The sequence below is a fragment of the Microbispora cellulosiformans genome (assembly GCF_008728085.1).
Classification (GTDB): Bacteria; Actinomycetota; Actinomycetes; order Streptosporangiales; family Streptosporangiaceae; genus Microbispora; species Microbispora amethystogenes.
Genome location: NZ_VYTZ01000008.1, coordinates 371,919 through 393,234, shown reverse-complemented (window position 1 = coordinate 393,234; position 21,316 = coordinate 371,919). Strand labels below are relative to the sequence as shown.

Below are 21,316 nucleotides of genomic sequence, written 5' to 3'. Positions count from 1 at the left end.
CAAAGCCGACGGTACGCGTCCACGACGGGCAGGGAGAGCCCCGGGTGAGACCTGATCGCCTGTCCTGCATACTGGGGCGGTGACCGCGACCGACCGGGCCCCCGGCGGGGAGCTTCCCCGGCACCGGCCGACTCTGGCCGAGATCGCCAATCTGGCGGGAGTGTCTCCGCCGACCGTGTCGAGGGTGCTCAACGGGCAGGCCGGGGTTGCCCTGGCCACCCGGCAGCGGGTGGAGGCGGTGCTGCGGGAGCACGGCTACCGGCGGCGCGACAGCGAGCCCGCCGCGATCCTGGAACTGGTCTTCCACGCCCTGGAGAGCCTGTGGGCGCTGGAGATCATTCAGGGTGTCGAGCAGGTCGCACGGGAGCGCGGGCTGGCCGTGGTGCTGACCGAGATGCAGGGCAGGCTCACCCCCGGCAGGGCCTGGACCGAACAGGTGCTCGCCCGCCGTCCCACCGGGGTCGTGGCGGTCTTCTCCGAGCTCACCGTGCAGCAGCAGTCCCAGCTCGCCACCCGTTCGATCCCCCTGGTCGTGCTGGACCCGACCGGCGAGCCGCTGCACCAGACGCCGTCCGTCGGGGCCACCAACTGGAGCGGCGGGATGGCCGCCACCCGGCACCTGCTCGACCTCGGCCATCACCGCGTCGCCATGCTGAGCGGGCCCACCCAGTGGCCGTGCTGCCGGGCCCGGCTCGACGGTTTCCGGGCCGCGATGGACGCGGCGGGCGTGTACGTGGACCCCGCCCTCGTGCGGATCAGCACCCTCTATGTGGAGGGCGGCTTACGCGACGGCGCCGAACTGCTGCGCCTGCCCGACCCGCCGACCGCCGTCTTCTGCTCCAACGACCTGCAGGCCCTCGGCGTGTACGAGGCCGCCAGGCGGGCCGGGCTGCGCGTCCCCGAGGACCTCAGCGTGATCGGGTTCGACGACCTGTCGTTCACCCAGTGGGCCGGGCCGCCCATGACGACCGTACGGCAGCCGCTCGTGCAGATGGGGGCCACCGCCGCGCGGATGGTCCTCCGGCTCGCCGACGGCGAGCCGCTCGAACAGCACCGCGTCGAACTCGCCACCACCCTCGTCGTACGGGAGAGCACCGCGCCGCCGCGCACCTGATTCCTTCACGGCCGGCGGCCCCAGGTGGCCCACCGCCACAGCCACTCCAGCGGGCCGTACCGGTGTGTGCGCAGCCAGAGCACGGACCACAGCCACTGGACAGCGAGGATGACGGCCGAGGTCGCCACAACTCTGGCCGAGGACCAGGCCTCCGGCGAGCACCCGCAGAGGCGGGCGGCCAGCAGGACGAGGACGGTCGCGGTCAGGTAGTTGGTCAGCGCCATCCGGCCGAGTGGCGCGAAGACGGCCCGCAGCGCCGGCCGGAGCGGCGTCCGCAGCAGCACGAGCAGGGCGCAGACGTAGACCCCCGCGAGCAGCAGCCCGGAGAGGGCGAGTGCCCGCCCGAAGCCGGGGTCGCCGCCCTCCTGACCGGTCGACCACCACAGCGCGGGCGCCGCCGCGACCGCGAAGGCCGGCCCGAGCAGCGCCGGAACCCGGGTGGACCGCTCGATCCGGGCCGTGACGCCGTATCGGGTCAGTGCGGAGCCCAGCAGGAACAACCCGGCGACCAGGGTGAACCTCTCCCCGCCGAGAAAGAGCGACACCGCGACGAGCACGGGGGCGAGCCCGGCGACCACCCGGCGCGGGAGCCAGGTCGAGGGCAGCAGGATCACCAGGCCGACGACGGCGTACGTGCTCAGGATGTCACCGGGCCAGAGCAGGAGGAAATGCGCCAGCCCGGCCGCGAGCAGCACGAGGAGCCTGCGCAGCAGGATCACCCTCGGCCGTGCCACCCGGGCGGCGGCCGACTCCAGCAGCAGCGAGAAGCCGACGCCGAACAGCAGCGAGAAGATCGGGAAGAAGCGCTGCTCGACGAGCAGGCCCATCCAGGCGTCGTCGGGGGTCGCCGGCTCGGCCGCCCGCCAGAGGTCCCCGGTGTGGGCGATGGGTTTGACGTTGGCGAGCAGGATCCCGCACAGCGCGAAGCCGCGCACCACGTCGAGCGCCGTGATGCGCTCACGTCCCGTGGCGTGTTCCGTGGGAGTTGTCGTAGGAGCTTCCATGAAAGCCGCATCCTGCGCGGCCCCGTACGGCTCCGGCATCGGCCGCAAGCGGGAATCGGGCGGCACGGGACCATACTTTCGGCCGGTTCTGCGCGGGCCGCCGATCTCATAGCCTCGGGCCTGTGTTCTTCCAACCCGGGGAGTACGAAGCCGGAAGGTACGGAGGCGGCGGGCGTGCCTGGAGATGGGCGGCCGACGCCCTGCTGGCCGCCGTGTTCGTCGTGGTCCTGGTCTTCTGGGCCTCCCTTATCGCCGGCAGCTGGGGTGGCGGCTACTGGCGGTTCGACTGCGCCGCGGGCGCCGCGGTCTGCGCCGTCGCCCTGGCCCGGCGGCGCGACCGGGCGTGGGCGGCGGTGGCGGGCCTGGCCGTGGCGGCGACCGCCGTCCTGGCCGCCAGGTTCGCCGGCCTGCCCGCCGAGCCCGGCCCCGGGATGGCCCTCGGCCTGGCCGTGCTGGTCGCCTCGGCGGTCAGGAACCTGCCGGTCCGTACGGCCTGCGGCGTGGCGGCCGGTGGCCTGGCCGTGGCCGTCGGCAGCCTGCTGACCGCGCACACGTTCGCCGCCGGGGTGCCGTCGGTCACCGCGATGAACCTCGCGACCTGGGCCGCCGGCGTCGCGGCCGGGCTGTCCCCGCGCCTGCTCGACGCCCGCAGGCGAGCCGTCGCGGAGGCGGTGCGCCAGGCCGAACGGCTGGCGCTGGCCCGGGAGTTGCACGACGTCGTCGCCCACCACGTCACCGGCATCGTGGTGCAGGCGCAGGCCGCCCGGCTCGTCGCGAGCCGGAGCCCCGAGAAGGCGGGCGACGCCCTGGGCCAGATCGAGACGGCCGGGTCCGACGCGCTGGCCGCGATGCGACGCGTCGTCGGCCTGCTGCGCGTCGCCGAGGGTGGGGCGGGCGGCTCCCGCGACGGCGCGGCCCTCACCGGGCCCGAAAGGCTCGGCGACCTGGTCGGGCGGTTCGAGGCCGGGGGCCGCCCGGTGCGCCTGCGACTGCCGCGCGAGGAGGAGACGGCGGCGTGGCCGCCCGAGGTGGCCTCCACGGTCTACCGGGTGGTGCAGGAGGCGCTGACCAACATCGCTCGCCACGCGCCGCGGGCCCGTGCGGTCACGGTCAGCGTCGAACGGGACCGGGACGTCGTCGTCGTGGAGGTCGCCGACGACGCGCCAGGGCCAGGCGGAGCGTCTCTTGGGGGATCGCGGAGTGGATACGGCCTGCTCGGGATGCGCGAGCGGGTCGAGGCGCTCGGCGGCACGCTGCGGGCCGGGCCGCGCCCCGGATCCGGCTGGTCGGTGCTCGCCACCCTGCCCGTACCCCACCATGAACCCCGCCCGGAACCCCGGCGCGACCGGTGAAGACGATCAAAGTCCTGCTGGCCGACGACCAGGCGATGGTCCGCGGCGGCCTGCGGCTGATCCTGGAGGACCAGCCCGACATCGAGGTGGTCGCCGAGGCGGCCGACGGCGCCGAGGCCGTCGAACTGGCCCGGCGGCTGCGACCGGATGTGTGCCTGGTCGACGTGCGGATGCCCCGGCTCGACGGCATCGAGGTCACCCGCCTCCTGGCCGGCCCGGGAGTCCCCGAGCCGTTCAAGGTGGTCGTGGTCACGACCTTCGACCTGGACGAGTACGTGTACGGCGCGCTGCGGGCGGGCGCGGTGGGCTTCGTGCTGAAGGACTGCGGCCCCGCCCTGCTGGTGGAGGCCGTGCGGGCCGCGCGGGCCGGGGACGCCCTCGTCTCCCCCTCCGTCACCCTGCGGCTGCTGCGCCACCTCACCACCCACTGGACCACTCATCCGGCCGCCCGGCTGGATCACCCCCTCTCGAACCGGGAGATCGAGGTCGTCCGGGCCGTCGCGCGGGGCCGTACCAACCAGGAGATCGCCGCTGAGCTGTTCATCTCGCTCAGCACGGTCAAGACCCACGTGTCGGGCATCCAGGCCAAGCTCGGGGTGCGCAACCGCGTCCAGATCGCCGCATGGGCCTGGGAGAACCACTTTATGGGTCGCACGTGACACAACCACCCAAAATGTGTCAAATCACCTGAAACGGGCAGAAGGGGGACAGCAGAACTAGAGGAGGGTGGCAGCATGGCCGTAAGCGGCATCATCTCCGCCATAATCATCGGACTCATCATCGGCGCCCTCGGCCGGCTGGTCGTGCCCGGGCGTCAGGCCATCCCGATCTGGCTGACCATGGTGATCGGCATTATCGCCGCCCTCATCGGCACGGCGATAGCCCGAGGTCTCGGAGTGGCGACCACCCCCGGCATCGACTGGCTGGAACTGATCATCCAGGTGGCCCTGGCGGCTCTGGGGGTCGCCGCCGCCGTGGCCGTCTTCCGCCGCAGAAGCGTCGGATAGGCTCACCCGGCGTCTTCTCCGACGGCCCCGGCACACGCCGGGGCCGTCGGCGCGTTCCGGGACTTCACCGACCTTTACGCAATCACCGACTTCCTTTGATTTCCCCCGCCCCTGGGCGGCGTACGGTCGTTTCTCGGGGGTCGACATGAACTGCGGTGAAGAGACGTGTGTCACCTGCTCGGACGAGGCGGTCGCGGTCACCGTCGTACGACTCCTCGACGCCGGCCTCGCACTCGCCGACACCGGCCGCGGCCGGGAGGTGGTGAGCGTCGCCCTGGTGGACGTCCGGCCGGGCGACGTCGTGCTGGTCCACGCCAAGGAGGCCATCGCCGTGGTCCCCGGTGGTCTGGAGTCCGGTGGTCTGGTCTCCGGTGAATGGAGGCGCTCGTGAAAGAGGCGGGCCCGATGACGGCGCCGGTGGAGCACCGCATGCGCTGGGAGTTCGGCGTGCTCGTGCCGCCGGGCTTCCCCGGCGAGCCGTCGGCCGGTGTGACCGAGTGCCTCCTCGAGGCGGACCCGGACGCGACGATCGACCTGCGCCTGCGGTTCCTGCACGTCAGGTGCAGGACGGTGGAGCGGGAGGAGGACGACGGCTACTGGCCGGTGCCAAAGCTCACCGTCGCCGGGCACGACTACCTCGGCTTCGACGAGGCCGTCGAGCGGGAGACCCGGGCCGTCCTGCCCCTGACGGGCGGGCGGCGCACAGTCGAGGTTCACGTGCCCGGAGGCCGGGAGATCGAGCCGATCATCGCCGCGAGCGGTGAGCGTACGGGCCGCGTCATCTGCGAGCACCAGCCGATCCACGCGGAGATGCGGGTCTCCGCCGAGTGGCTGCCCGGCCCGTACGGTCTGGTCAGGCTGAGGGTCGAGGTGCACAACACGGCCCGCTGGGAGCGTGCGGACGCGCCGCGCGAGGAGGCCCTGCGGCACTCGCTGGTCGCGGCCCACCTGCTGATCGGCGTCAGCGGAGGAGCGTTCGGCGCGGCCCCCGCCGGCGAAGGCCCGCAGGTTCGGGGGACGTGACGGCGATGCACGAGTTCGGGATCGCCGAGGCCGTTCTCGACGCCGTGGAGCACCGCGCGAAGGGCAGGCGGGTGCGCCGGGCCCGGGTGCGGGCGGGCGCCCTGCTCCGCATCTCCCCCAACGTCCTGGCGCAGGCGTTCAGCCTCGCCGCCACCGGCACGGTGGCCGAGGGGGCGAGGCTCGACCTGGTCGTCGAGCCCGTCCGGCTCATCTGCCGGGGCTGCGGGCACTCCGCCCTGTGCGACGACCCGATGACGATCTGCGGCAGGTGCGGGGGCATCGACATCGACACCGAGGGCGGGGACCGCCTCGTCCTGGAGTCCGTCCACGTCGTGGAGGCGGCCCATGTGCCTGGGAATTCCGGGCGAGATCGTGGAGATCCCGTCCGATCGGACTGACCTCGCCAAGGTCGACGTGAGCGGGGTCCGCCGGGCCGTCAACATCGACCTGCTCGACGGTCAGCCGCTGCGGCCCGGCGACTGGGTCCTCATCCACGTCGGTTTCGCCCTGTCGAAGATCGACGAGGACGAGGCCAGGGCCGCGCTGGAGTTCCTGGAGGGCATCGGCCAGGCGTACGAGGACGAACTCGCGGCGCTGCGCGACTCGGGCCCAGAGCCGGAGGGGTGAATGATGCGCTTCGTCGACGAGTACCGCGACGCGGACAAGGCACGGGCGCTGTCCGCGGCGATCGCGGGCCTGTGCGAGCCGGGGCGGACCTACACGTTCATGGAGGTGTGCGGCGGCCACACGCACACCATCTACAAGCACGGACTGGAGGACCACCTGCCCGAGTCGGTCACGCTGGTGCACGGCCCCGGCTGCCCGGTGTGCGTGATCCCGATGGGCCGGGTGGACGACGCGATCCACATCGCCGAGCGGCCCGGCGTCGTCATGACCTCGTTCGGGGACATGACGCGGGTGCCCGGCGGCCGGGGGTCGTTCCTCGACGCCGCCGCCCGGGGCGCCGACATCCGCATGGTCTATTCCCCGCTGGACGCGCTGAAGATCGCCCGGCGCAACCCGGACCGGCAGGTGGTCTTCATGGCCATCGGGTTCGAGACCACCACGCCGTCGACCGCCGTGACCGTGCTGCGGGCGGCGGCCGAGGGCCTGCGCAACTTCTCGGTCATGTGCAACCACGTCATGATCATCCCGGCGATCACGGCGATCCTGGACTCCCCCGGCCTCCGTCTCGACGGGTTCGTCGGGCCCGGCCACGTGTCCACGGTCATCGGCTGCCGGCCGTACGGATTCGTCGCCCGCGACTACGGCAAGCCGCTGGTGGTGGCGGGCTTCGAGCCGCTCGACATCCTCCAGGCGATCCACATGCTGCTGCTCCAGATCGCCGAAGGGAGGTCGGAGGTCGAGAACCAGTACGCCAGGGTCGTGCCGTGGGCGGGCAACCCCAGGGCGCTGAGGGCTATCGACGAGGTGATGGAGCCGCGGCCTCGCTTCGAGTGGCGCGGCCTCGGGTTCATCCCCCGCTCCGCCCTGCGCATCCGGGAGAAGTACGCGGCGTACGACGCGGAGCGGCGGTTCGACGTGCCCGGCGGCCGGGTGGCCGACCCCAAGGCGTGCCAGTGCGGCGAGGTCCTCAAGGGCGCGCTCAAGCCGTGGGAGTGCAAGGTGTTCGGCACGGCCTGCACCCCCGAGACGCCGATCGGCACCTGCATGGTGTCGTCCGAGGGCGCCTGCGCGGCCTACTACAACTTCGGCCGCTTCTCGCGGCGGCGGGTGCGGGAGGCGTCGAGGGAGGCACCGAGGGAGGCACCGAGGTGACGAGCCGTGAGGAGCAGGTGCTCGAACGCATCGACCGGGCGCGGCGGCGGAAGGCCCGGGTGCGTGAGGAGCACATCACGATGGCCCACGGCGCGGGCGGCAGGGCGACGCAGACCCTGATCGAGGCGGTCTTCCTCGACGCGTTCCGCAACCCGCTGCTTGAACCGCTGGAGGACGGCGCGGTGATCCAGGTGCCGGCCTTCACGGCACCGGGCGGGGCCTGCGCCCGGCTCGCGTTCACCACCGACTCCTACGTGGTCTCGCCGCTGTTCTTCCCCGGCGGCGACATCGGCGACCTCGCGGTCAACGGGACGGTCAACGACCTGGCCGTGTGCGGGGCGAGGCCGCTGTATCTCTCCGCCGGGTTCGTACTGGAGGAGGGTTTCCCGGTCGAGGACCTGCGGCGGGTCGCCGCCTCGATGGCCCGGGCCGCCGCCGCGGCGGGCGTGGCGATCGTGACCGGGGACACCAAGGTGGTGCAGCGCGGCAAGGCCGACGGCTGCTACGTCACCACCGCCGGAGTGGGCCTGCTGGACCGGGACACGCGACTCGGCGTCGCGCGCGCCCGTCCCGGCGACGCCGTGCTCGTGTCCGGCCCGATCGGGGAACACGGCGTGACGATCATGCTGGCCCGGGGCGAGCTGGACATCGAGGCCGACGTCACGTCGGACACCGCCCCCCTGAACGGGCTGATCACCGCACTTCTCCAGGCCACGGGGGCCGTACGGTGCCTGCGGGACGCGACCCGGGGCGGCGTCGCGACGATCCTCAACGAGATCGCGCGCGCCTCGGGCGTCGCCGTCGTGGTCGACGAGGACGCCGTTCCGGTCCGCCCGGACGTACGCGGGGCCTGCGAACTGCTCGGGATCGACCCGCTCTACGTCGCCTGCGAGGGCCGGGTCGTCGTGGTCGTGGCCGGGGAGGCGGCGGAGGAGGCGCTCGCCGCCCTGCGCGGCCATCCGCTCGGCGCGGGCGCCGCGATCATCGGCCGCGTCGCGGCCGATCCCCCGGGCCTGGTGCTGCTCAGGACCGCCTTCGGCGGCACCCGAATCGTCGACGTACTGGTCGGCGACCCACTGCCGAGGATCTGCTAGCCGGAATCTGTTAGCCGGGATTTGCCAGCCGGTCGCGGGCGGCGGCGACTGCGGCCTGGCCGAGGCTGACGCCGCCGTCGTTCGGGGGGACGCGATGGTGGGTCAGCACGGTGAAGCGGCGTTCCTCCAGCAGGGTGACGGCCCGGTCGAGCAGGAGCAGGTTCTGGAAGACGCCGCCGGAGAGCGCCACCGCCGACAGGCCGGTGATCTCCCGCAGGTGGTCGCAGCCGTCGGCGACGACGTGGGCCAGCGTGTTGTGGAAGCGCGCGGCCACCACCTCACGCGGGGTGCCCGACCGAAGGTCGTCGGCCGCCGCGCGGACCAGGTCCACGCCCGGCACCGTGAACGACGCCGTGAACGACGCCGTGAACGGCCCTTCACCTGAGGTGAGGCGGCACGCGTAGGCGTCGTCCACCCGGAGATCGGCGATCTGCTCCAGTTCGACGGCCGCCTGACCCTCGTAGGTGATCTCGTCGCGCGTGCCCACGAGCGCGGCGACCGCGTCGAACAACCGGCCCGCGCTGGACGTGCGCGGCGCGTTCACGCCGCGCCGGGCCATCGCGGTCACCACCGCCCACCGGCCGGCGTTCCGGCGTACGACGCCGAGGTCGCCGGGGACGTCGCCCTCGTAGGCGAGGTCGAGGTAGGCCGCCGCCATCCGCCAGGGCTGCCGGATCGCCGCCGCGCCTCCCGGCATCGGCACCGTCGCGAGGTGACCGGCCCGCTCGAACCCGGCGAGATCGGCGACGAGGAACTCCCCGCCCCACAGCGTGCCGTCGAGGCCGTACCCGAGGCCGTCGAAGGCCACCCCGATCACCGGCCCGGCGACGCCGTTGTCGGCCAGGCAGGACGCGACGTGGGCGTGGTGGTGCTGCACGCCGACCAGGTCCGCGTCCCGTTCGAGGATCCAGTCGAGGGCGTACTTCGTGGACAGGTAGTCGGGGTGCAGGTCGTGGGCGATCACCTCGGGCGCGACGTCGAACAGCCGCATGAAGTGGGCGACGCCCTCGGTGAACGACCTGAGGGTCTCGTGGTTCTCCAGGTCGCCGATGTGCTGGGACACGAAGGCCCGGTCGTCCCTGGCCAGGCAGAAGGTGTGCTTGAGCTCCGCGCCGCAGGCGAGCACTGGCCGTGGCGCGCCCCCGGCGAGCGGCAGCGGGTGGGGCGCGTAGCCCCGGGAACGCCTGATCGGCAGCGCCCGCCCCCGGAAGACGCGCACGACCGAGTCGTCCGTACGGACGTGGATGGGCCGGTCGTGGGTCAGGAAGGCGTCGGCGACGCCGCCGAGCCGTTCCCGGACCTCCTCGTCCCGGTGGACGATCGGCTCGTCGGAGACGTTTCCGCTGGTCAGCACGATCGGCTCGGCCAGCGCACGGAGCAGCAGGTGGTGCAGCGGGGTGTAGGGCAGCAGCACGCCCAGCCACCGGTTCCCCGGGGCCACAGAAGGGGCCACAGACGGTGATATAGACGGCGCCACCTCGGCGGCCGGCAGGCGGCGCAGCAGCACGACGGGGCGGGCGGGGCCGGTGAGCAGGCGTTCCTCGGCGGCGCTCACCTCGCACAGCTGCCGCGCCTCGGCGAGGCCGCCCGCCATCACCGCGAAGGGCTTGTCCTCGCGGTGCTTGCGCGCCCGCAGCGCCGCGACCGCGGTCTCGTCCCCCGCGAGCGCCGCCAGGTGGAAGCCGCCGAGTCCCTTCACCGCCAGCACCCGGCCGCGCCGGAGCAGCCGTACGGCCTCCTCCAGCGGGTCTCCCCTCTCCTCTCCGCCGCCGGGGAGCAGCAGCCGCAGCCGGGGCCCGCAGACTGGGCAGCACACCGGCTGGGCGTGGAAGCGCCGGTCGGCGGGGTCGTGGTACTCCCGGGCGCAGTCCGGGCACATGCGGAAGCCCGCCATCGTGGTGTTCGCCCGGTCGTAGGGCACCTCGCGGACGATCGTGAAGCGCGGGCCGCAGCAGGTGCAGTTGGTAAAGGCGTAGCCGTACCGGCGGCCGGCCGGGTCGGCGACGTCGCGCAGGCACGCGTCACAGGTCGCCACGTCGGGAGAGACGAGCGCGCGCCGGTCCGCCCAAGTGAGACCCCGGGTGAGCTCCGGGGCGGGACTCGGCGCGATGACGAAGTCACGACGGCCGGTCACAGAGGCCGGGCCGGTACTGATCCGCTCGATCACCGCGAGCGGCGGCGGATCCGAGGCCAGCGCGGCCAGGAACGCCTCGACGAGCGCGCCGCCGCCCTCGACCTCGATGAACACCCCGCGTTCGTCGTTGCCGACCAGCCCGGCGAGGCCCAGCCGCGTGGCGAGGCCGTACACGAAGGGCCGGAAGCCGACCCCCTGCACGACCCCCTCGACCCGGACGGCGACGGCACGCCTGCTCACGGGCCCATTGTCTCAGGCCGCTGTCTCAGGACACGGCTGACACTGCTCAGTCGGAAGCCTGCTCCGGCAGGTCGAAGACGTCGTCGAGGGAGATGACCTGCAGCAGATGGCGCAGGTAGGTGGTCAGCGCGACGATCCGGAAGGCCGCCCCGCGTTCCTCGGCCCCCCGGTAGAGGTTCATCACGACCGCGATGCCCGAGGAGTCGACGAACCTCAGCCCGGCCAGGTCGAGCTCGATCACCCGCGGGTTGTCCGCGAGCACCTTGTCCGCCTCTTCGGCCGCCTCGTCCACGGTGGTGTAGTCGAGCTCGCCGGTCAGCACCAGGCGCGCGGTGCCGGGCTCGGGAGTGACGTACTCGACCAGTAACGGCGGCGTGTCCTGCATCAAGGGCTCGTCTCTTCGGGTTCGGGGTGATCGGGGGCGCCACGGGCCGCGCCCGCCGCTCTCATGCCCTCGGCGAGAAACGCCCGGGTCCGAGGGCAGTCTGTCAGCTCACCGCGCAGAACGGCCAATCCGAGCACGACGGACTCGCCCGGCACCCCGCGCGCCGCCAGTACCGCGCAGGTCCAGGTGACGAAGTCCGTGAAAACCGACATCTCGCCGAGATACAGCGCGGCGCCGAGGAAGTCGGCGATGTGCCCCAGATCCTCCGCCGTCTGCTCCAGTTGCCACGGGTCGTAGTCCCGCATCGGCGGGTAGGAGGCGGCGAGCAGCTCCAGCGCCCGTGGCAGCAGCTCGCCCCGGCGCCGGGCGAGGCAGGCGTACTCGTCGTCGGGCGGCAACTCGGCGCCGTTCCCCGTCGCGAACATCAGCGGCCCGTTGTCGAGCAGGTCGGCCGCGACATCGGCGGCCGGGGCCCAGACGTCCGCGCCGATCAGGCGGGCGATCCGGTCGTCGGCGCCGAACGCGGCGCCGCCCGCCAGGACGGGGAAGCCGGCGGTCCGGCAGGCGGCGACGGCCCGGTGCGCGCGGGGCAGCCACACGGGCAGCGTGCAGCCGAGCGCGACCAGTTCGGGGTTCACTCGCCCGACCCACTCGACCAGATGGGGGGTGGGCACGCTGGCGCCCAGGAAGTCGACCCGCCATCCGTGCAGGCGCAGCACCTCGGCCAGGAGGCGGGTGGGCAGGGAGTGCTGCTCCCTCTCGACGCAGGCGACCACGACGCGCCCGCGGGCGGGAGGCGGGGTCACCCTCCGGGCGACGGCGGCGACGACCCGCTCGCTGACCGCGGACGCCGCGTGTTCCTGGGCCACGGACCACCGGTTGGCCGCCCACAGCCGGCCGACCCGGCGCTGGGCCGGCGCGATCACCCGCAGCAGCACGTCCTGGGCGGACACGCCCTCGTCGAGCATCCCGAAGACCAGGTCGACCGCGCCGAACTCGTCGGCCTCCTCGATCTGCCGCAGATAACCGACGATCTCGCTGGTGAAACCCGCCGTCGCCACCGGGGCGCTCACCATCGCCCGGCCACCGGCCGAAGGGGGAGCTGTGGGCATCTTCCCATGTCACGCCCCCTCGGCCAAGTCGTCTCTCTCACGTTACCCGTGCGGGTGAGTCGCCGGACGGGCGGGCGGCGGTCGCCGCCTCGATGCCCTCGGCCAGCAGCGCGCGGGCGCGCGGGCAGTCGGCCAGCACGTCGCGGAAGAGCCGCAGGCCGAGCACCACCGACGCGGCGGGCACCTTCCGGGCCGTCAGCACCTCACAGGTCCACGTGACGAAGTCGGTGAACAGGCTCGTGTCGTGGACGTACAGCGCGGCGGCGAGGAAGTCGGCGATGTGCCCGAGATCCTCCGCGGTGTGCTCAAGCTGCCGCTCGCTGTATCCGCCCATCGGGGCGTACGACTCCCTGAGCAGGTCGAGCACCCTGGCCAGCACGTCGGCGCGGTGCCGGGTCAGGTATCCGTACTCCTCGTCGCCCAGGTGGATCTCCCCGTCGCTGCCGGCGGCGAACGACGGCAGCCCGGCGGCGAGCCGGTCGGCCGCCGCGTCGGCGGTGGGCGCCCACGCGTCCGCGCCCAGCAGGCGGGCGAAGCGGCCGTCGGCGCCGAACGCGGCCCCGCCCGCGAGCACCGGGACGCCGACGGCGCGGCAGGCGGCGATGGTGGCGTGCGCCCGGGGCAGCCGGATCGCGATCATGCAGCCGAGCGCCACCACGTCGGGGCCGGTCTGGTGCAGGTGCGTGATCAGGTGCGGGCCCGGCACGCTGGCCCCCAGGAAGTCGACCCGCCATCCCCGCAGCCGCAGCACCTCGGCCAGCATGCGGGTGGGGAGGGCGTGGTACTCCCCGTCGGCGCAGGCCACCGTCACCCGGCCGCGCGTCGGGGTGGGCCGCACCCGCCCGGCGATCGCCGCGACGGCCCGCTCGCTGACCGCGGTGGCGCCGTGCTCGCGGGCCACCGACCAGTCGTTGGCCGCCCACAGCTCACCCACCCTGCGCTGGCCGGCGGCGACGACCCGCAGCAGCACGTCCTCGGCGGGGACGCCCTCGTCGATCAGGCCCACGACGAGATCGATCGCCCCGTACTCGTCGGCCTCGCCGATCAGCTTCAGGTAGCGCTCCACCGCGCTCTCGACACCGATCATCCCGTCGTCTCCGCCCACACCCTCGTGGCACCTGTCGTGGCGCCCGTCGTCGTGCCGGTCTCCGCTTCCTGGCCACCCGCCCGTACGGCGAGGAGGGCGCGGTCATCCTGCTGGCCGCCCGCGAGCCACTCGCTGCTGATCTGCTCCAGCCGCTCCACCAGCGCGTCGACCGGCATGCCGCGACAGGTCGCCAGGGCGTCCTTGAGCCGTTCCTCGCCGAACATCTCGCGCCCGGTCGGGCCGCCGAAGGCCTCGGTGATGCCGTCGCTGTACAGCAGGCACACCTCGCCGGGGGCCAGGTCGACCGTGGCCGGCCGCAGCACGGTCTTCTTGAGCGCGCCGAGGAGGGAGCCGCGGGCGGGCACCTCCTCCACCGTGCCGTCCCGGCGCAGGACGAGCGGCGCCGGATGGCCCGCCACGGCCAGATCCACCAGCACGTGCTCGCCGGGGGCCTCGCGGAGCGCCGCGAGGACCAGCGTGACGTAGGAGTTCGGCGCCGGGGAGGCGAGCAGCGACCGGTTCAGCAGCTGGAGCAGCCGGACGGGGCGGCTTTCCAGCAGCAGCAGCGCGCGCAGGCTCTGCCTGACCTGACCGGCCAGTACGGCCGCGCGGGCGCCCTTGCCGCAGACGTCGCCCAGGATGATCAGAGGCGGCCGTTCCACGATGCCGGACTCGATGCCGTGACCGGCTCCGGTCTCGGGCAGGTAGACGTCGTAGAAGTCGCCGCCCACGGCGCCGGCCTGCTGGGACGACCGGAGCCTCCCGCCGAGGCGCATGCCCTCGACCTCGGGCAGGTCGGGCGGCAGCAGGCCGTCGATCAGGATGGTGTTGACCGCGCTCTGCTCCCGGAAGAGCATGGCCGCCGAGAGCGCCGCGCCCGCCCGTGACGCGAGGTCGCGCGCCATCGCCAGGGCCTCCTCGTCGAACGGAGGCCGGCCGGCGCGGCGGACCAGCGCCATCGCCCCGGCGGGCACGCTGTTGCCGGGCAGCGGGAACACGAGCAGGTCACCGGCCGGGCCGAACCCGTCAGGCAGCAGCCAGTCCGGCACGGCGCCCACGTCCTGCCGTCCGCCCGAGCCGTGTGTCAGGCCCGCGAGCGCGTCGGCCAGGCCGGGCACCTGCAGCGCGGTCGCGAGCGGCAGGACGCCCTCCTCCGGCCCGGAGTGCCCGGCGACGGCCCGGACCCACTCGACCCGGCGGTTCGTCGCCGGCGGCAGCACCACGACCGCCACGTCGCACAGGAACTCGGCGCCCAGATCGACGGCGGCCCGGGCGCATCGGCGCGGGTGGAGCGACGCGAACAGGCGGCGCGCGGCCTCCAGCAGGAACTCGGTGCGGCGCGGCAGGGACGGCGCCTCGCTCAGGTAGAGGGCGCGATGGTCGCCGACCGCCTCCGTCCGCACCCGGATCACCCGGCCGCCGTACGTCACGGTGTTCGATCCAGCCGGGCAGAGCTCTGGGGGGACCGGCCCGCCTGGGACGATCTCCGGCGCCATCCGGACCGCCGCCGCGTTGGCCAGCAGCACGACGCCGCCGGCGTCGCACAGCACGATTCCCTCGTCGCTGCCGGCCAGCAGCGCCGCCATGTCGCCGGGCGTCGCCCGCGCGGCTCCCGCGTTCGCGGAGCCGGTGGCGCCTCTCACCCGTGCGTTCTCTTCAATGGCCTCGGTCCTCGGATCGTCGTCTTTGCCAGACTACCTTCGGCCACGACGGCTCGATCCCCGGGCTAGAGGCTGTCCTGGAGCAGGACCAGGGCGGCGGCGCCGAACAGCCCGGCGTCGCGGCCCAGCGAGGTCGGGTCCACCCGCAGGCGGCGCAGGAAGCCGAGCCCCGTGTTCCGCTCGATCGCCTGCCTGAGCGGGTCGAACAGGATCGGCCCCGCCGCGGCCACGCCCCCTCCGATGACGACGTGATCGAGGTCGAACAGGGCGGACGCCGTGAGGACCGCGGTGGCCAGCGCGCCCGCCGCCCGCCGGAAGGCGTGGACGGCGGTGGGATGACCCGCGCGGGCGTCGGCGGCCAGGGCGCGGGCGTCCGCGCCGGTCCAGCCGTTCGCGGCGGCCCAGCGGACCATGCCGGGCCCGCTGGCGACGGTCTCGACGCATCCCACGCCGCCGCAGGGGCACGGGTCGCCGCCGGGATCGACGGTGATGTGACCGATGTGGCCGGCGTTGCCGGTCGGGCCGACGTACGGCACGCCGTCCAGCACGAACCCGCCGCCCACACCGGTGGACACGACCATGCCGAGCATCGCCCGGCTCCGCCCGGCCGGATCTCCGGTGAGACCCCGCCACCACTCGCCGAGCGCCATGCACTGGGCGTCGCCCGCGAGCCGTACGGGACGGCCGGGCAGTGTCTCGCCGAGCGCGTCGACCAGCGGGAAGTCACGCCAGGCGGGGATGTTCACCGGGCTGACCGTGCCGCGCCGGGGGTCGAGCGGCCCGGCGGAGCCGATCCCGATCCCGTCGAGGCGGCCGGGCGCCACCCGCTCGGTGATCCGGCGCACGACCTCCGACAGCGTCCGGCCGGCCGACTCGGGGCCGCGCAGCGGCACCTCGGCCCGGGCCAGCATCTCCCCGTCGGGCGCGACCGCCGCGGCGGCGAACTTCGTGCCGCCGATGTCCACCGCGAGCACGGTCATCGCCGCGTCCCCGGACTCTCCACCACGGCCACTCCCGCCACTTAACCGGATAAGGCCCCGCAACGGTAGTCGCTTGACGACTGTCGCGTCAACGCTCCGTCACCGGTGTCCGGGGGACCTCCGGCGAACCGGTTCAGCGGTAAATGTTCGACCCCGCCGACATCCGCGGGGCGGGGGCGGGAAGGGCCGCGAGAGGACCCGGCCGGGCGAGCAGAAGGGAACGAAGCCTTTCCATAATTCCGATCGATTTGGTAGGGTTCGTAGGTGCATTTCGACTACACCATGGCGATCGGCTCCTTCCTGGTCGCCGTCGTCGTCGGCCTGACGGGGATGGGCGGGGGCGCCCTCATGACGCCCATGCTCGTGACGTTCTTCGGCGTGCCGCCCCTCGCCGCCGTCTCCAGCGACCTCGTCGCCGCCGCCGTCATGAAGCCGGTGGGCAGCTTCGTGCACCTGCGCCGGGGCACGGTCAACCTGAGGCTCGTCGCCTGGCTGTGCGCGGGCTCGGTCCCGGCCGCGTTCTGCGGCGTGCTCATCGCCCGCGCCCTCGGCACCGGCGAGGGCGTGCAGAGCGTGATCCAGAAGGGTCTCGGCATCGCGCTGCTCATCGCCGCGGCGGGCCTGGCCGTCCGCGGCTACCTCGCGATGCGCGACCGCGCCGAGGGCCGCACCCCCGAGACCGGCCGCCGCACCGCCGCCCCCGGCGAGCCGGCCGCGACCGAGATGCCGTCGGTCGCCGTACGGCCGGTGCCGACCGCGCTGGTCGGGGCCGTCGGCGGGCTCGTCGTCGGCATCACCTCCGTCGGCTCGGGATCGCTGATCATCGTGGCCCTGCTGGCGCTCTACCCCGCGCTGAAGGCCAACCAGCTCGTCGGGACCGACCTGGTCCAGGCCGTGCCTCTGGTCATGTCGGCCGCGCTCGGCCACCTGCTCTTCGGCGAGTTCACGCTGTCGGTCACGGTCGCGCTGCTGGCGGGCTCGATCCCGGGGGTCTACCTCGGCTCGCGGATCTCCTCCCGCGCCCCCGGCGGCCTGATCCGCCGCGCCCTGGCCTTCGTGCTGCTCGCCTCGGCGCTGAAGATGTTCGGCGTCGGCAACGCGCAGACCGTCTGGGCGCTGCTCGCCGTGCTGCTGCTCGCCCCGGCCTTCTGGATGGTGCTGCGGGTGCGCTGCGGCCTGCCTCCGCTGCCCTGGACCCGTACGGCGGACTCCTCCGGCAGTGACACTGGCAGGGATCCCGACCGGGTCGCCGCCCAGTAGGAACCGCTGCTCAGGGCACGGGCGGGTGGCGGCGCAGGGACTGCCAGACGGGCTCGGGCAGCAGCCGGGCGGCCTCGTCGAGGTCCGCCTCCGGCGCGCCGGCGATCCACCGCCGCGTGACCTCGGCCACCGGGCCGATCAGCAGCATCTCGATCACCGGCACGGGCAGGTCGGCGATCGCCCCCGACGCGACGTGCGGGCGCAGCCACGCCACCAGCGCGTCCATGCGCGGCGTCTTCGCGACGGCCGCCGCCCCGGTCTCCACGTGCCCGAGGTACGGCGAGGCGTGGACGAACCTCGCCTTGGCCGGGTGCTCCCGTACGAAGCCGAGGTAGGCGACGACGATCGCGCGCACCCCCGCGCGGGGGTCGTCCACGCCCTCCACGGCCTCGACCAGCGCGTCGAGCAGGTCGGCCAGGCACGCGGAGTAGAGCGCGGTCGCGAGGCCGGGGAAGCTGCCGAAGTGGTGATAGAGGCTGCCGACGCTGATCCCGCCACGGTCGGTGACCGCCCGCATCGTGAAGCCCTGCGGGCCTTCGTCGGCGTACACCGCGAGCGCGGTGTCGAGCAGCCGCCGCGCCGTCTCCTCGCCGCGCCGCTGCCGGGTCACGCCGTCCCGGTCAGGGCCGCGGCCTGCCTCCACAGCGTCTCCGCGACCGCGGCGTCCCGCGCGACGGGGGCGAGCGGGGTCTCCTCGTCGATCTCGAAGTAGCGGCCGGTGCCGCCGGAGGCGTCGAGGGCGAGGCGCACGACGGGCCGCGCGCCGGCCTCCGGGGTGTCCCAGGTGCGCTTGACCGCCTTGAGCACCAGCCCGAGCGGGCCGCCCCTGGCCCCGAGGCCGGTCCGGATCACGCCCGGGTGGACCGCGTCGATCGTCACCCCGGCATCCTGCCACCGCCGGGCGAACAGCGGCACCGTCATGAGGTTGCACAGCTTGGTGTCCGCGTACGTGCGGATGGGGTGGAAGTCCAGGCCGGTCGCGGTGCGGCCGGGATCGGACCGGCCCTTGACGTACAGGCCCGCGCTGACCTGGACCACCCGCGTGCCGCTCTCGCGCAGCCGCTCCTCCAGCAGGTGGTTGAGCAGGAACGGCGCGAGGTGGTTGACCGCGAACGCGCGCTCCACACCGTCCGCGGTGATCTCGCGGCGGGCCGGCCAGACGCCCGCGTTGTGCACCAGCACGTCGAGGCGCGGGCAGGCGTCCAGCACGGCGCGGGCCGCCTCCCGCACCGACGCGGTCTCGCCCAGGTCGGCGACGACCAGCAGGGCGTCACCTGGCAGGGCCGCCCGCGCCGCCTCTCCCCGTACGGGATCCCGGGCGACGATCACGACCCGGTACCCCTCGCCCGCGAGGCGGGCCGCGACCGCCTGCCCGATGCCCCGGGAACCCCCGGTGACCACTGCCGTACGCGTCATGCGAGCGACTCTAATTAGAGAAACTCTCTAGAGCAACTCTCTAATTCAGAGTGACCGCAGCGCGGGCAGCAGTTCCTTCTCCGACCACTCGAAGAACTCCCGCTGGCGCTCCCGGCCGACCTGGACGAGCGCGAGGTGGGTGAACCCGGCCTCGGTGTACTGCCGCACCGCCTCGACCACGGCGTCCACGTCGGCGCCGCAGGGCACCTTCTCCGCAACGTCCTCCGGCCGTACGGTCTCGGTCGCGGCGGCGAAGTTCACCGGGGCGGGCAGCTCGGACATGACCTTCCACCCCGTCACCGCCCAGCGCCACATCCGGTGCGCCCGCTCGACGGCGGCGTCCTTGTCGGGGTCGTAGCAGACGGCGAGCTGGCCGTACACCGGCTTGCCCTCGCCGCCCGACGCGGCGAACTTCTCCACCAGCGAGCCGTCCGGGTCGGTCGCGATGAGGCCGTCGCCGAGCTCGGCCGCGATGTCCGCCGACTGCCCGCCGGACGCCGCGACCGCGATCGGCACCGGGCGCTCCGGAAGATCGAAGACCCGGGCGGAGTCGATGTCGAAGTACTCGCCCCGGTAGTTGCGGTAGCCGCCCTGGAAGAGCTCCCTGATGACCTCGATGGCCTCGCGGAACATCTCGTGCCGGGTGTTGACCGGCGGCCACCCGTGCCCCACGACGTGCTCGTTCAGGTTCTCGCCCGCCCCGAGCCCGAGCGTGAACCGCCCGTCGCTGAGCACTCCCACGGTGGCCGCCTTCTGCGCCACCACCGCGGGGTGGTAGCGCATGATCGGGCAGGTGACGTAGGTCATCAGCGGCAGCCGTTCGGTGGCCTGCGCCACCGCGCCGAGCACGGACCAGGCGTACGGGGAGTGCCCCATCTCGTCCAGCCAGGGGAAGTAGTGGTCGGAGATGACGGCGTAGTCGAAACCGGCCCGCTCGGCCGTGACCGCGTCCTCCACCAGCTCCTTCGCCGGGCTCTGCTCGCACATGAGGGTGAAACCGATCTCTGCCATACCGCGACCCCTACCCAGGTCCGCCCAGGTCAGACGAGCCGCTCAGAGGGCCGGTCAGACGGCGCGGTGGTACTGGTCGGGCCAGTGGCCGGCGGCGCCCAGCTCCCGGGCCGCGCGGTTCGGCCAATAGGGGTCGCGCAGCAGCGCGCGGCCGAGCATCACCGCGTCGGCCTGCCCGGACGCCACGATCTCCTCCGCCTGGCGCGGCTCGGTGACGAGCCCGACGGTCGAGGCGCGCAGGTCGGTCTCGGCCCGCACCCGGGCCGCGAACGGCACCTGGTAGCCGGGGCCGGTCGCGATGCGCGCCCGCGGCGCGTTGCCGCCGGACGACACGTCCAGCAGGTCGACGCCGTGGGAGAGCAGTTCCTTGGCCAGCCGCACGGTGTCGTCCGCCGTCCAGCCCTCGCGGGGGTCCTCGGGGTTCTCGCTGAGCCAGTCGGTCGCCGAGACGCGGAAGAACACCGGGAGCTCCTCGGGCCACTCCGCGCGCACCGCGTCGACCACCTCCAGGGCGAGGCGGGCGCGGTTCTCGAAGGAGCCGCCGTACGCGTCGGTGCGGTGGTTGGAGAACGGCGACAGGAACTGGTGGATCAGGTAGCCGTGGGCGCCGTGGACCTCCGCGACCTTGAAGCCCGCCGCGAGCGCCCGGCGCGCCGCCGCCGCGAAGTCGCCGACGAGCCGCCGGATGTCCTCCTCGCCCAGCTCGTGGGGCACCGGGTGGCCCTCGTCGAACGGGATCGCGCTCGGCGCGACCGGCTGCCAGCCGTGCTCCTCCGGGCCGACCGGCCCGCCGCCGCGCCACGTGCGGTCCGTCGACGCCTTGCGGCCGGCGTGGGCGAGCTGGACGCCGGGCACCGCGCCGTGCTCGGTCAGGAACCGGGTGATCCGGCCGAACGCCTCCTGCTGGCGCTCGTTCCACAGGCCCAGGTCGGCGGGGCTGATCCGGCCCTCGGGCGACACAGCGGTGGCCTCGGTCATGACCAGGCCGGCCCCGCCCACCGCCCTCGACCCGAGGTGGGTGAGATGCCAGTCGGTGGGCACGCCCTGCTCCGGGCCCTCCACCGCCGCGGAGTACTGGCACATGGGCGACATCCAGGCACGGTTGGGGATGGTCAGGTTCCGCAGGGCCAGGGGCTCGAACAACGCGCTCACGGCCGCGCTCCTCTCGTCGTCGTCGGGATGCTAGTACGATATCCGTCGTAGTACGCCATCTGTCAAACTACGAAGGTCTTCGTACAATGAGGGGTTCACGAAGGGAGCCACCGATGTCGTCCGCCACCCCTCAACCCCGGACACTCGACCATCCGGACCTAGCCGAGATCCGGCTCGAAGACGTGCTGCACGCCCTCTCCGACCCCGCCCGCCTGCAGGTGGTGCACTACCTCGCGCACGGAGACGAGGCGTCCTGCTCGGCGATCGACCTCGCCGTCAGCAAGTCGACCAGCACCCACCACTTCCGGGTGCTGCGCGAGGCGGGGGTGATCAGGCAGGTCTACCGGGGCACCGCCAAGATGAGCTGCCTGCGCCGGGAGGACCTCGACACCCTCTTCCCCGGCCTGCTGGAGGCCGTGCTGCGCGCGTACGAGACGCGGTGCGTCCGGCGCGCGTAACCGTCCAATCCGCCTTGACCAGTTACTGGCTTTACGTTACCTTTGTA

The 21,316-nt window shown here is 73.6% G+C and carries 23 protein-coding genes; 12 read left to right on the top strand and 11 right to left on the bottom strand.

What is annotated here, in order from left to right; genetic code table 11:
• Positions 1 to 79: 79 nt before the first annotated feature.
• Positions 80 to 1,114, top strand: coding sequence for a LacI family DNA-binding transcriptional regulator (locus F5972_RS24415; RefSeq protein ID WP_150936196.1), 1,035 nt, complete (start codon positions 80 to 82; stop codon positions 1,112 to 1,114).
• A 5-nt stretch (positions 1,115 to 1,119) separates the two neighbouring features.
• On the opposite strand, the gene F5972_RS24410 is transcribed toward F5972_RS24415, so the two are convergent.
• Positions 1,120 to 2,118: a DUF418 domain-containing protein gene (locus F5972_RS24410; protein ID WP_150936194.1), complete on the bottom strand. Its 999-nt coding sequence runs from the start codon at positions 2,116 to 2,118 to the stop codon at positions 1,120 to 1,122.
• A 122-nt stretch (positions 2,119 to 2,240) separates the two neighbouring features.
• On the opposite strand from F5972_RS24410, the gene F5972_RS24405 reads away from it, so the two are divergent.
• The 9 genes from F5972_RS24405 to hypE all read left to right on the top strand — a co-directional run bounded on the left by F5972_RS24405 (position 2,241) and on the right by hypE (position 8,373).
• A complete protein-coding gene (locus F5972_RS24405) occupies positions 2,241 to 3,470 on the top strand; it encodes a sensor histidine kinase (RefSeq protein ID WP_150936193.1) in 1,230 nt (409 codons plus the stop codon).
• Positions 3,471 to 3,505: 35 nt separating this feature from the next.
• On the top strand, positions 3,506 to 4,129 hold the full coding sequence (locus F5972_RS24400) for a response regulator (RefSeq protein ID WP_150936313.1): 624 nt from the start codon (positions 3,506 to 3,508) through the stop codon (positions 4,127 to 4,129).
• 75 nt (positions 4,130 to 4,204) lie between these two features.
• Positions 4,205 to 4,477 carry a GlsB/YeaQ/YmgE family stress response membrane protein gene (locus F5972_RS24395; RefSeq protein ID WP_150936191.1) on the top strand — a complete coding sequence of 91 codons (273 nt, stop codon included), beginning with the start codon at positions 4,205 to 4,207 and terminating at the stop codon, positions 4,475 to 4,477.
• Positions 4,478 to 4,622: 145 nt separating this feature from the next.
• Positions 4,623 to 4,868: a HypC/HybG/HupF family hydrogenase formation chaperone gene (locus tag F5972_RS24390; RefSeq protein WP_150936189.1), complete on the top strand. Its 246-nt coding sequence runs from the start codon at positions 4,623 to 4,625 to the stop codon at positions 4,866 to 4,868.
• Positions 4,865 to 5,500, top strand: coding sequence for a hypothetical protein (locus F5972_RS24385; RefSeq protein ID WP_150936187.1), 636 nt, complete (start codon positions 4,865 to 4,867; stop codon positions 5,498 to 5,500). The genes F5972_RS24390 and F5972_RS24385 overlap by 4 nt, the downstream gene beginning before the upstream one ends.
• A 5-nt stretch (positions 5,501 to 5,505) precedes the next feature.
• Positions 5,506 to 5,898: a hydrogenase maturation nickel metallochaperone HypA/HybF gene (locus tag F5972_RS24380; RefSeq protein WP_150936311.1), complete on the top strand. Its 393-nt coding sequence runs from the start codon at positions 5,506 to 5,508 to the stop codon at positions 5,896 to 5,898.
• Positions 5,846 to 6,127: a HypC/HybG/HupF family hydrogenase formation chaperone gene (locus F5972_RS24375; RefSeq protein ID WP_150936185.1), complete on the top strand. Its 282-nt coding sequence runs from the start codon at positions 5,846 to 5,848 to the stop codon at positions 6,125 to 6,127. Before F5972_RS24380 ends, F5972_RS24375 begins: the two co-directional genes overlap by 53 nt.
• Positions 6,128 to 7,279 (top strand): hydrogenase formation protein HypD, encoded by a 1,152-nt coding sequence (gene hypD / locus F5972_RS24370; RefSeq protein ID WP_263641858.1) that lies wholly within the window; start codon positions 6,128 to 6,130, stop codon positions 7,277 to 7,279.
• Complete coding sequence (hypE, locus tag F5972_RS24365; protein WP_318527628.1) at positions 7,276 to 8,373, top strand: hydrogenase expression/formation protein HypE; 1,098 nt, start codon at positions 7,276 to 7,278, stop codon at positions 8,371 to 8,373. Before hypD ends, hypE begins: the two co-directional genes overlap by 4 nt.
• A 10-nt stretch (positions 8,374 to 8,383) precedes the next feature.
• Here the strand turns inward: hypE and hypF are convergent, their stop codons facing one another.
• The 6 genes from hypF to F5972_RS24335 all read right to left on the bottom strand — a co-directional run bounded on the left by hypF (position 8,384) and on the right by F5972_RS24335 (position 15,972).
• Positions 8,384 to 10,747: a carbamoyltransferase HypF gene (hypF, locus tag F5972_RS24360; RefSeq protein WP_150936183.1), complete on the bottom strand. Its 2,364-nt coding sequence runs from the start codon at positions 10,745 to 10,747 to the stop codon at positions 8,384 to 8,386.
• A gap of 46 nt (positions 10,748 to 10,793) precedes the next feature.
• Positions 10,794 to 11,132: an STAS domain-containing protein gene (locus F5972_RS24355; RefSeq protein ID WP_150936180.1), complete on the bottom strand. Its 339-nt coding sequence runs from the start codon at positions 11,130 to 11,132 to the stop codon at positions 10,794 to 10,796.
• The gene (locus tag F5972_RS24350) at positions 11,132 to 12,244 is read right to left on the bottom strand and encodes a cobalamin B12-binding domain-containing protein (RefSeq protein ID WP_225311806.1); all 1,113 of its coding nucleotides are present in this window, start codon (positions 12,242 to 12,244) and stop codon (positions 11,132 to 11,134) included. Before F5972_RS24350 ends, F5972_RS24355 begins: the two co-directional genes overlap by 1 nt.
• A gap of 37 nt (positions 12,245 to 12,281) precedes the next feature.
• On the bottom strand, positions 12,282 to 13,331 hold the full coding sequence (locus F5972_RS24345) for a cobalamin B12-binding domain-containing protein (protein ID WP_150936178.1): 1,050 nt from the start codon (positions 13,329 to 13,331) through the stop codon (positions 12,282 to 12,284).
• A complete protein-coding gene (locus F5972_RS24340) occupies positions 13,328 to 14,974 on the bottom strand; it encodes a PP2C family protein-serine/threonine phosphatase (protein WP_150936176.1) in 1,647 nt (548 codons plus the stop codon). The genes F5972_RS24345 and F5972_RS24340 overlap by 4 nt, the downstream gene beginning before the upstream one ends.
• 83 nt (positions 14,975 to 15,057) lie before the next feature.
• Positions 15,058 to 15,972 (bottom strand): ROK family protein, encoded by a 915-nt coding sequence (locus F5972_RS24335; protein WP_150936174.1) that lies wholly within the window; start codon positions 15,970 to 15,972, stop codon positions 15,058 to 15,060.
• Between the two features lie 282 nt (positions 15,973 to 16,254).
• On the opposite strand from F5972_RS24335, the gene F5972_RS24330 reads away from it, so the two are divergent.
• A complete protein-coding gene (locus tag F5972_RS24330) occupies positions 16,255 to 17,232 on the top strand; it encodes a sulfite exporter TauE/SafE family protein (protein WP_150936302.1) in 978 nt (325 codons plus the stop codon).
• A gap of 10 nt (positions 17,233 to 17,242) precedes the next feature.
• Here the strand turns inward: F5972_RS24330 and F5972_RS24325 are convergent, their stop codons facing one another.
• From F5972_RS24325 to F5972_RS24310, 4 genes are read right to left on the bottom strand one after another with little or no spacing between them, the layout of a single operon-like run.
• Positions 17,243 to 17,875: a TetR/AcrR family transcriptional regulator gene (locus tag F5972_RS24325; protein ID WP_225311803.1), complete on the bottom strand. Its 633-nt coding sequence runs from the start codon at positions 17,873 to 17,875 to the stop codon at positions 17,243 to 17,245.
• A complete protein-coding gene (locus F5972_RS24320) occupies positions 17,839 to 18,648 on the bottom strand; it encodes an SDR family NAD(P)-dependent oxidoreductase (RefSeq protein ID WP_150936172.1) in 810 nt (269 codons plus the stop codon). Before F5972_RS24320 ends, F5972_RS24325 begins: the two co-directional genes overlap by 37 nt.
• Before the next feature lie 45 nt (positions 18,649 to 18,693).
• Positions 18,694 to 19,659, bottom strand: a complete 966-nt coding sequence (locus F5972_RS24315) for an LLM class F420-dependent oxidoreductase (RefSeq protein WP_150936170.1) — start codon at positions 19,657 to 19,659, stop codon at positions 18,694 to 18,696.
• A gap of 54 nt (positions 19,660 to 19,713) precedes the next feature.
• Positions 19,714 to 20,811, bottom strand: coding sequence for an NADH:flavin oxidoreductase/NADH oxidase (locus F5972_RS24310; RefSeq protein WP_150936168.1), 1,098 nt, complete (start codon positions 20,809 to 20,811; stop codon positions 19,714 to 19,716).
• 113 nt (positions 20,812 to 20,924) lie between these two features.
• Here F5972_RS24310 and F5972_RS24305 point away from each other — a divergent pair, with 113 nt between their 5' ends.
• Entirely contained in the window at positions 20,925 to 21,269 is a 345-nt protein-coding gene (locus F5972_RS24305) for an ArsR/SmtB family transcription factor (RefSeq protein ID WP_150936166.1), read from the top strand.
• Positions 21,270 to 21,316 lie beyond the last annotated feature (47 nt).

Bases quoted from the DNA above. Each gene is read 5' to 3' on its own strand.
- F5972_RS24410 (WP_150936194.1), bottom strand. From the start codon at position 2,118: ATGGAAGCTCCTACGACAACTCCCACGGAACACGCCACGGGACGTGAG.
- F5972_RS24400 (WP_150936313.1), top strand. From the start codon at position 3,506: ATGGTCCGCGGCGGCCTGCGGCTGATCCTGGAGGACCAGCCCGACATC.
- F5972_RS24395 (WP_150936191.1), top strand. From the start codon at position 4,205: ATGGCCGTAAGCGGCATCATCTCCGCCATAATCATCGGACTCATCATC.
- F5972_RS24390 (WP_150936189.1), top strand. From the start codon at position 4,623: ATGAACTGCGGTGAAGAGACGTGTGTCACCTGCTCGGACGAGGCGGTC.
- F5972_RS24380 (WP_150936311.1), top strand. From the start codon at position 5,506: ATGCACGAGTTCGGGATCGCCGAGGCCGTTCTCGACGCCGTGGAGCAC.
- F5972_RS24375 (WP_150936185.1), top strand. From the start codon at position 5,846: ATGTGCCTGGGAATTCCGGGCGAGATCGTGGAGATCCCGTCCGATCGG.
- hypD (WP_263641858.1), top strand. From the start codon at position 6,128: ATGATGCGCTTCGTCGACGAGTACCGCGACGCGGACAAGGCACGGGCG.
- F5972_RS24355 (WP_150936180.1), bottom strand. From the start codon at position 11,132: ATGCAGGACACGCCGCCGTTACTGGTCGAGTACGTCACTCCCGAGCCC.
- F5972_RS24350 (WP_225311806.1), bottom strand. From the start codon at position 12,244: ATGCCCACAGCTCCCCCTTCGGCCGGTGGCCGGGCGATGGTGAGCGCC.
- F5972_RS24345 (WP_150936178.1), bottom strand. From the start codon at position 13,331: ATGATCGGTGTCGAGAGCGCGGTGGAGCGCTACCTGAAGCTGATCGGC.
- F5972_RS24335 (WP_150936174.1), bottom strand. From the start codon at position 15,972: ATGACCGTGCTCGCGGTGGACATCGGCGGCACGAAGTTCGCCGCCGCG.
- F5972_RS24330 (WP_150936302.1), top strand. From the start codon at position 16,255: ATGGCGATCGGCTCCTTCCTGGTCGCCGTCGTCGTCGGCCTGACGGGG.
- F5972_RS24320 (WP_150936172.1), bottom strand. From the start codon at position 18,648: ATGACGCGTACGGCAGTGGTCACCGGGGGTTCCCGGGGCATCGGGCAG.
- F5972_RS24315 (WP_150936170.1), bottom strand. From the start codon at position 19,659: ATGGCAGAGATCGGTTTCACCCTCATGTGCGAGCAGAGCCCGGCGAAG.
- F5972_RS24305 (WP_150936166.1), top strand. From the start codon at position 20,925: ATGTCGTCCGCCACCCCTCAACCCCGGACACTCGACCATCCGGACCTA.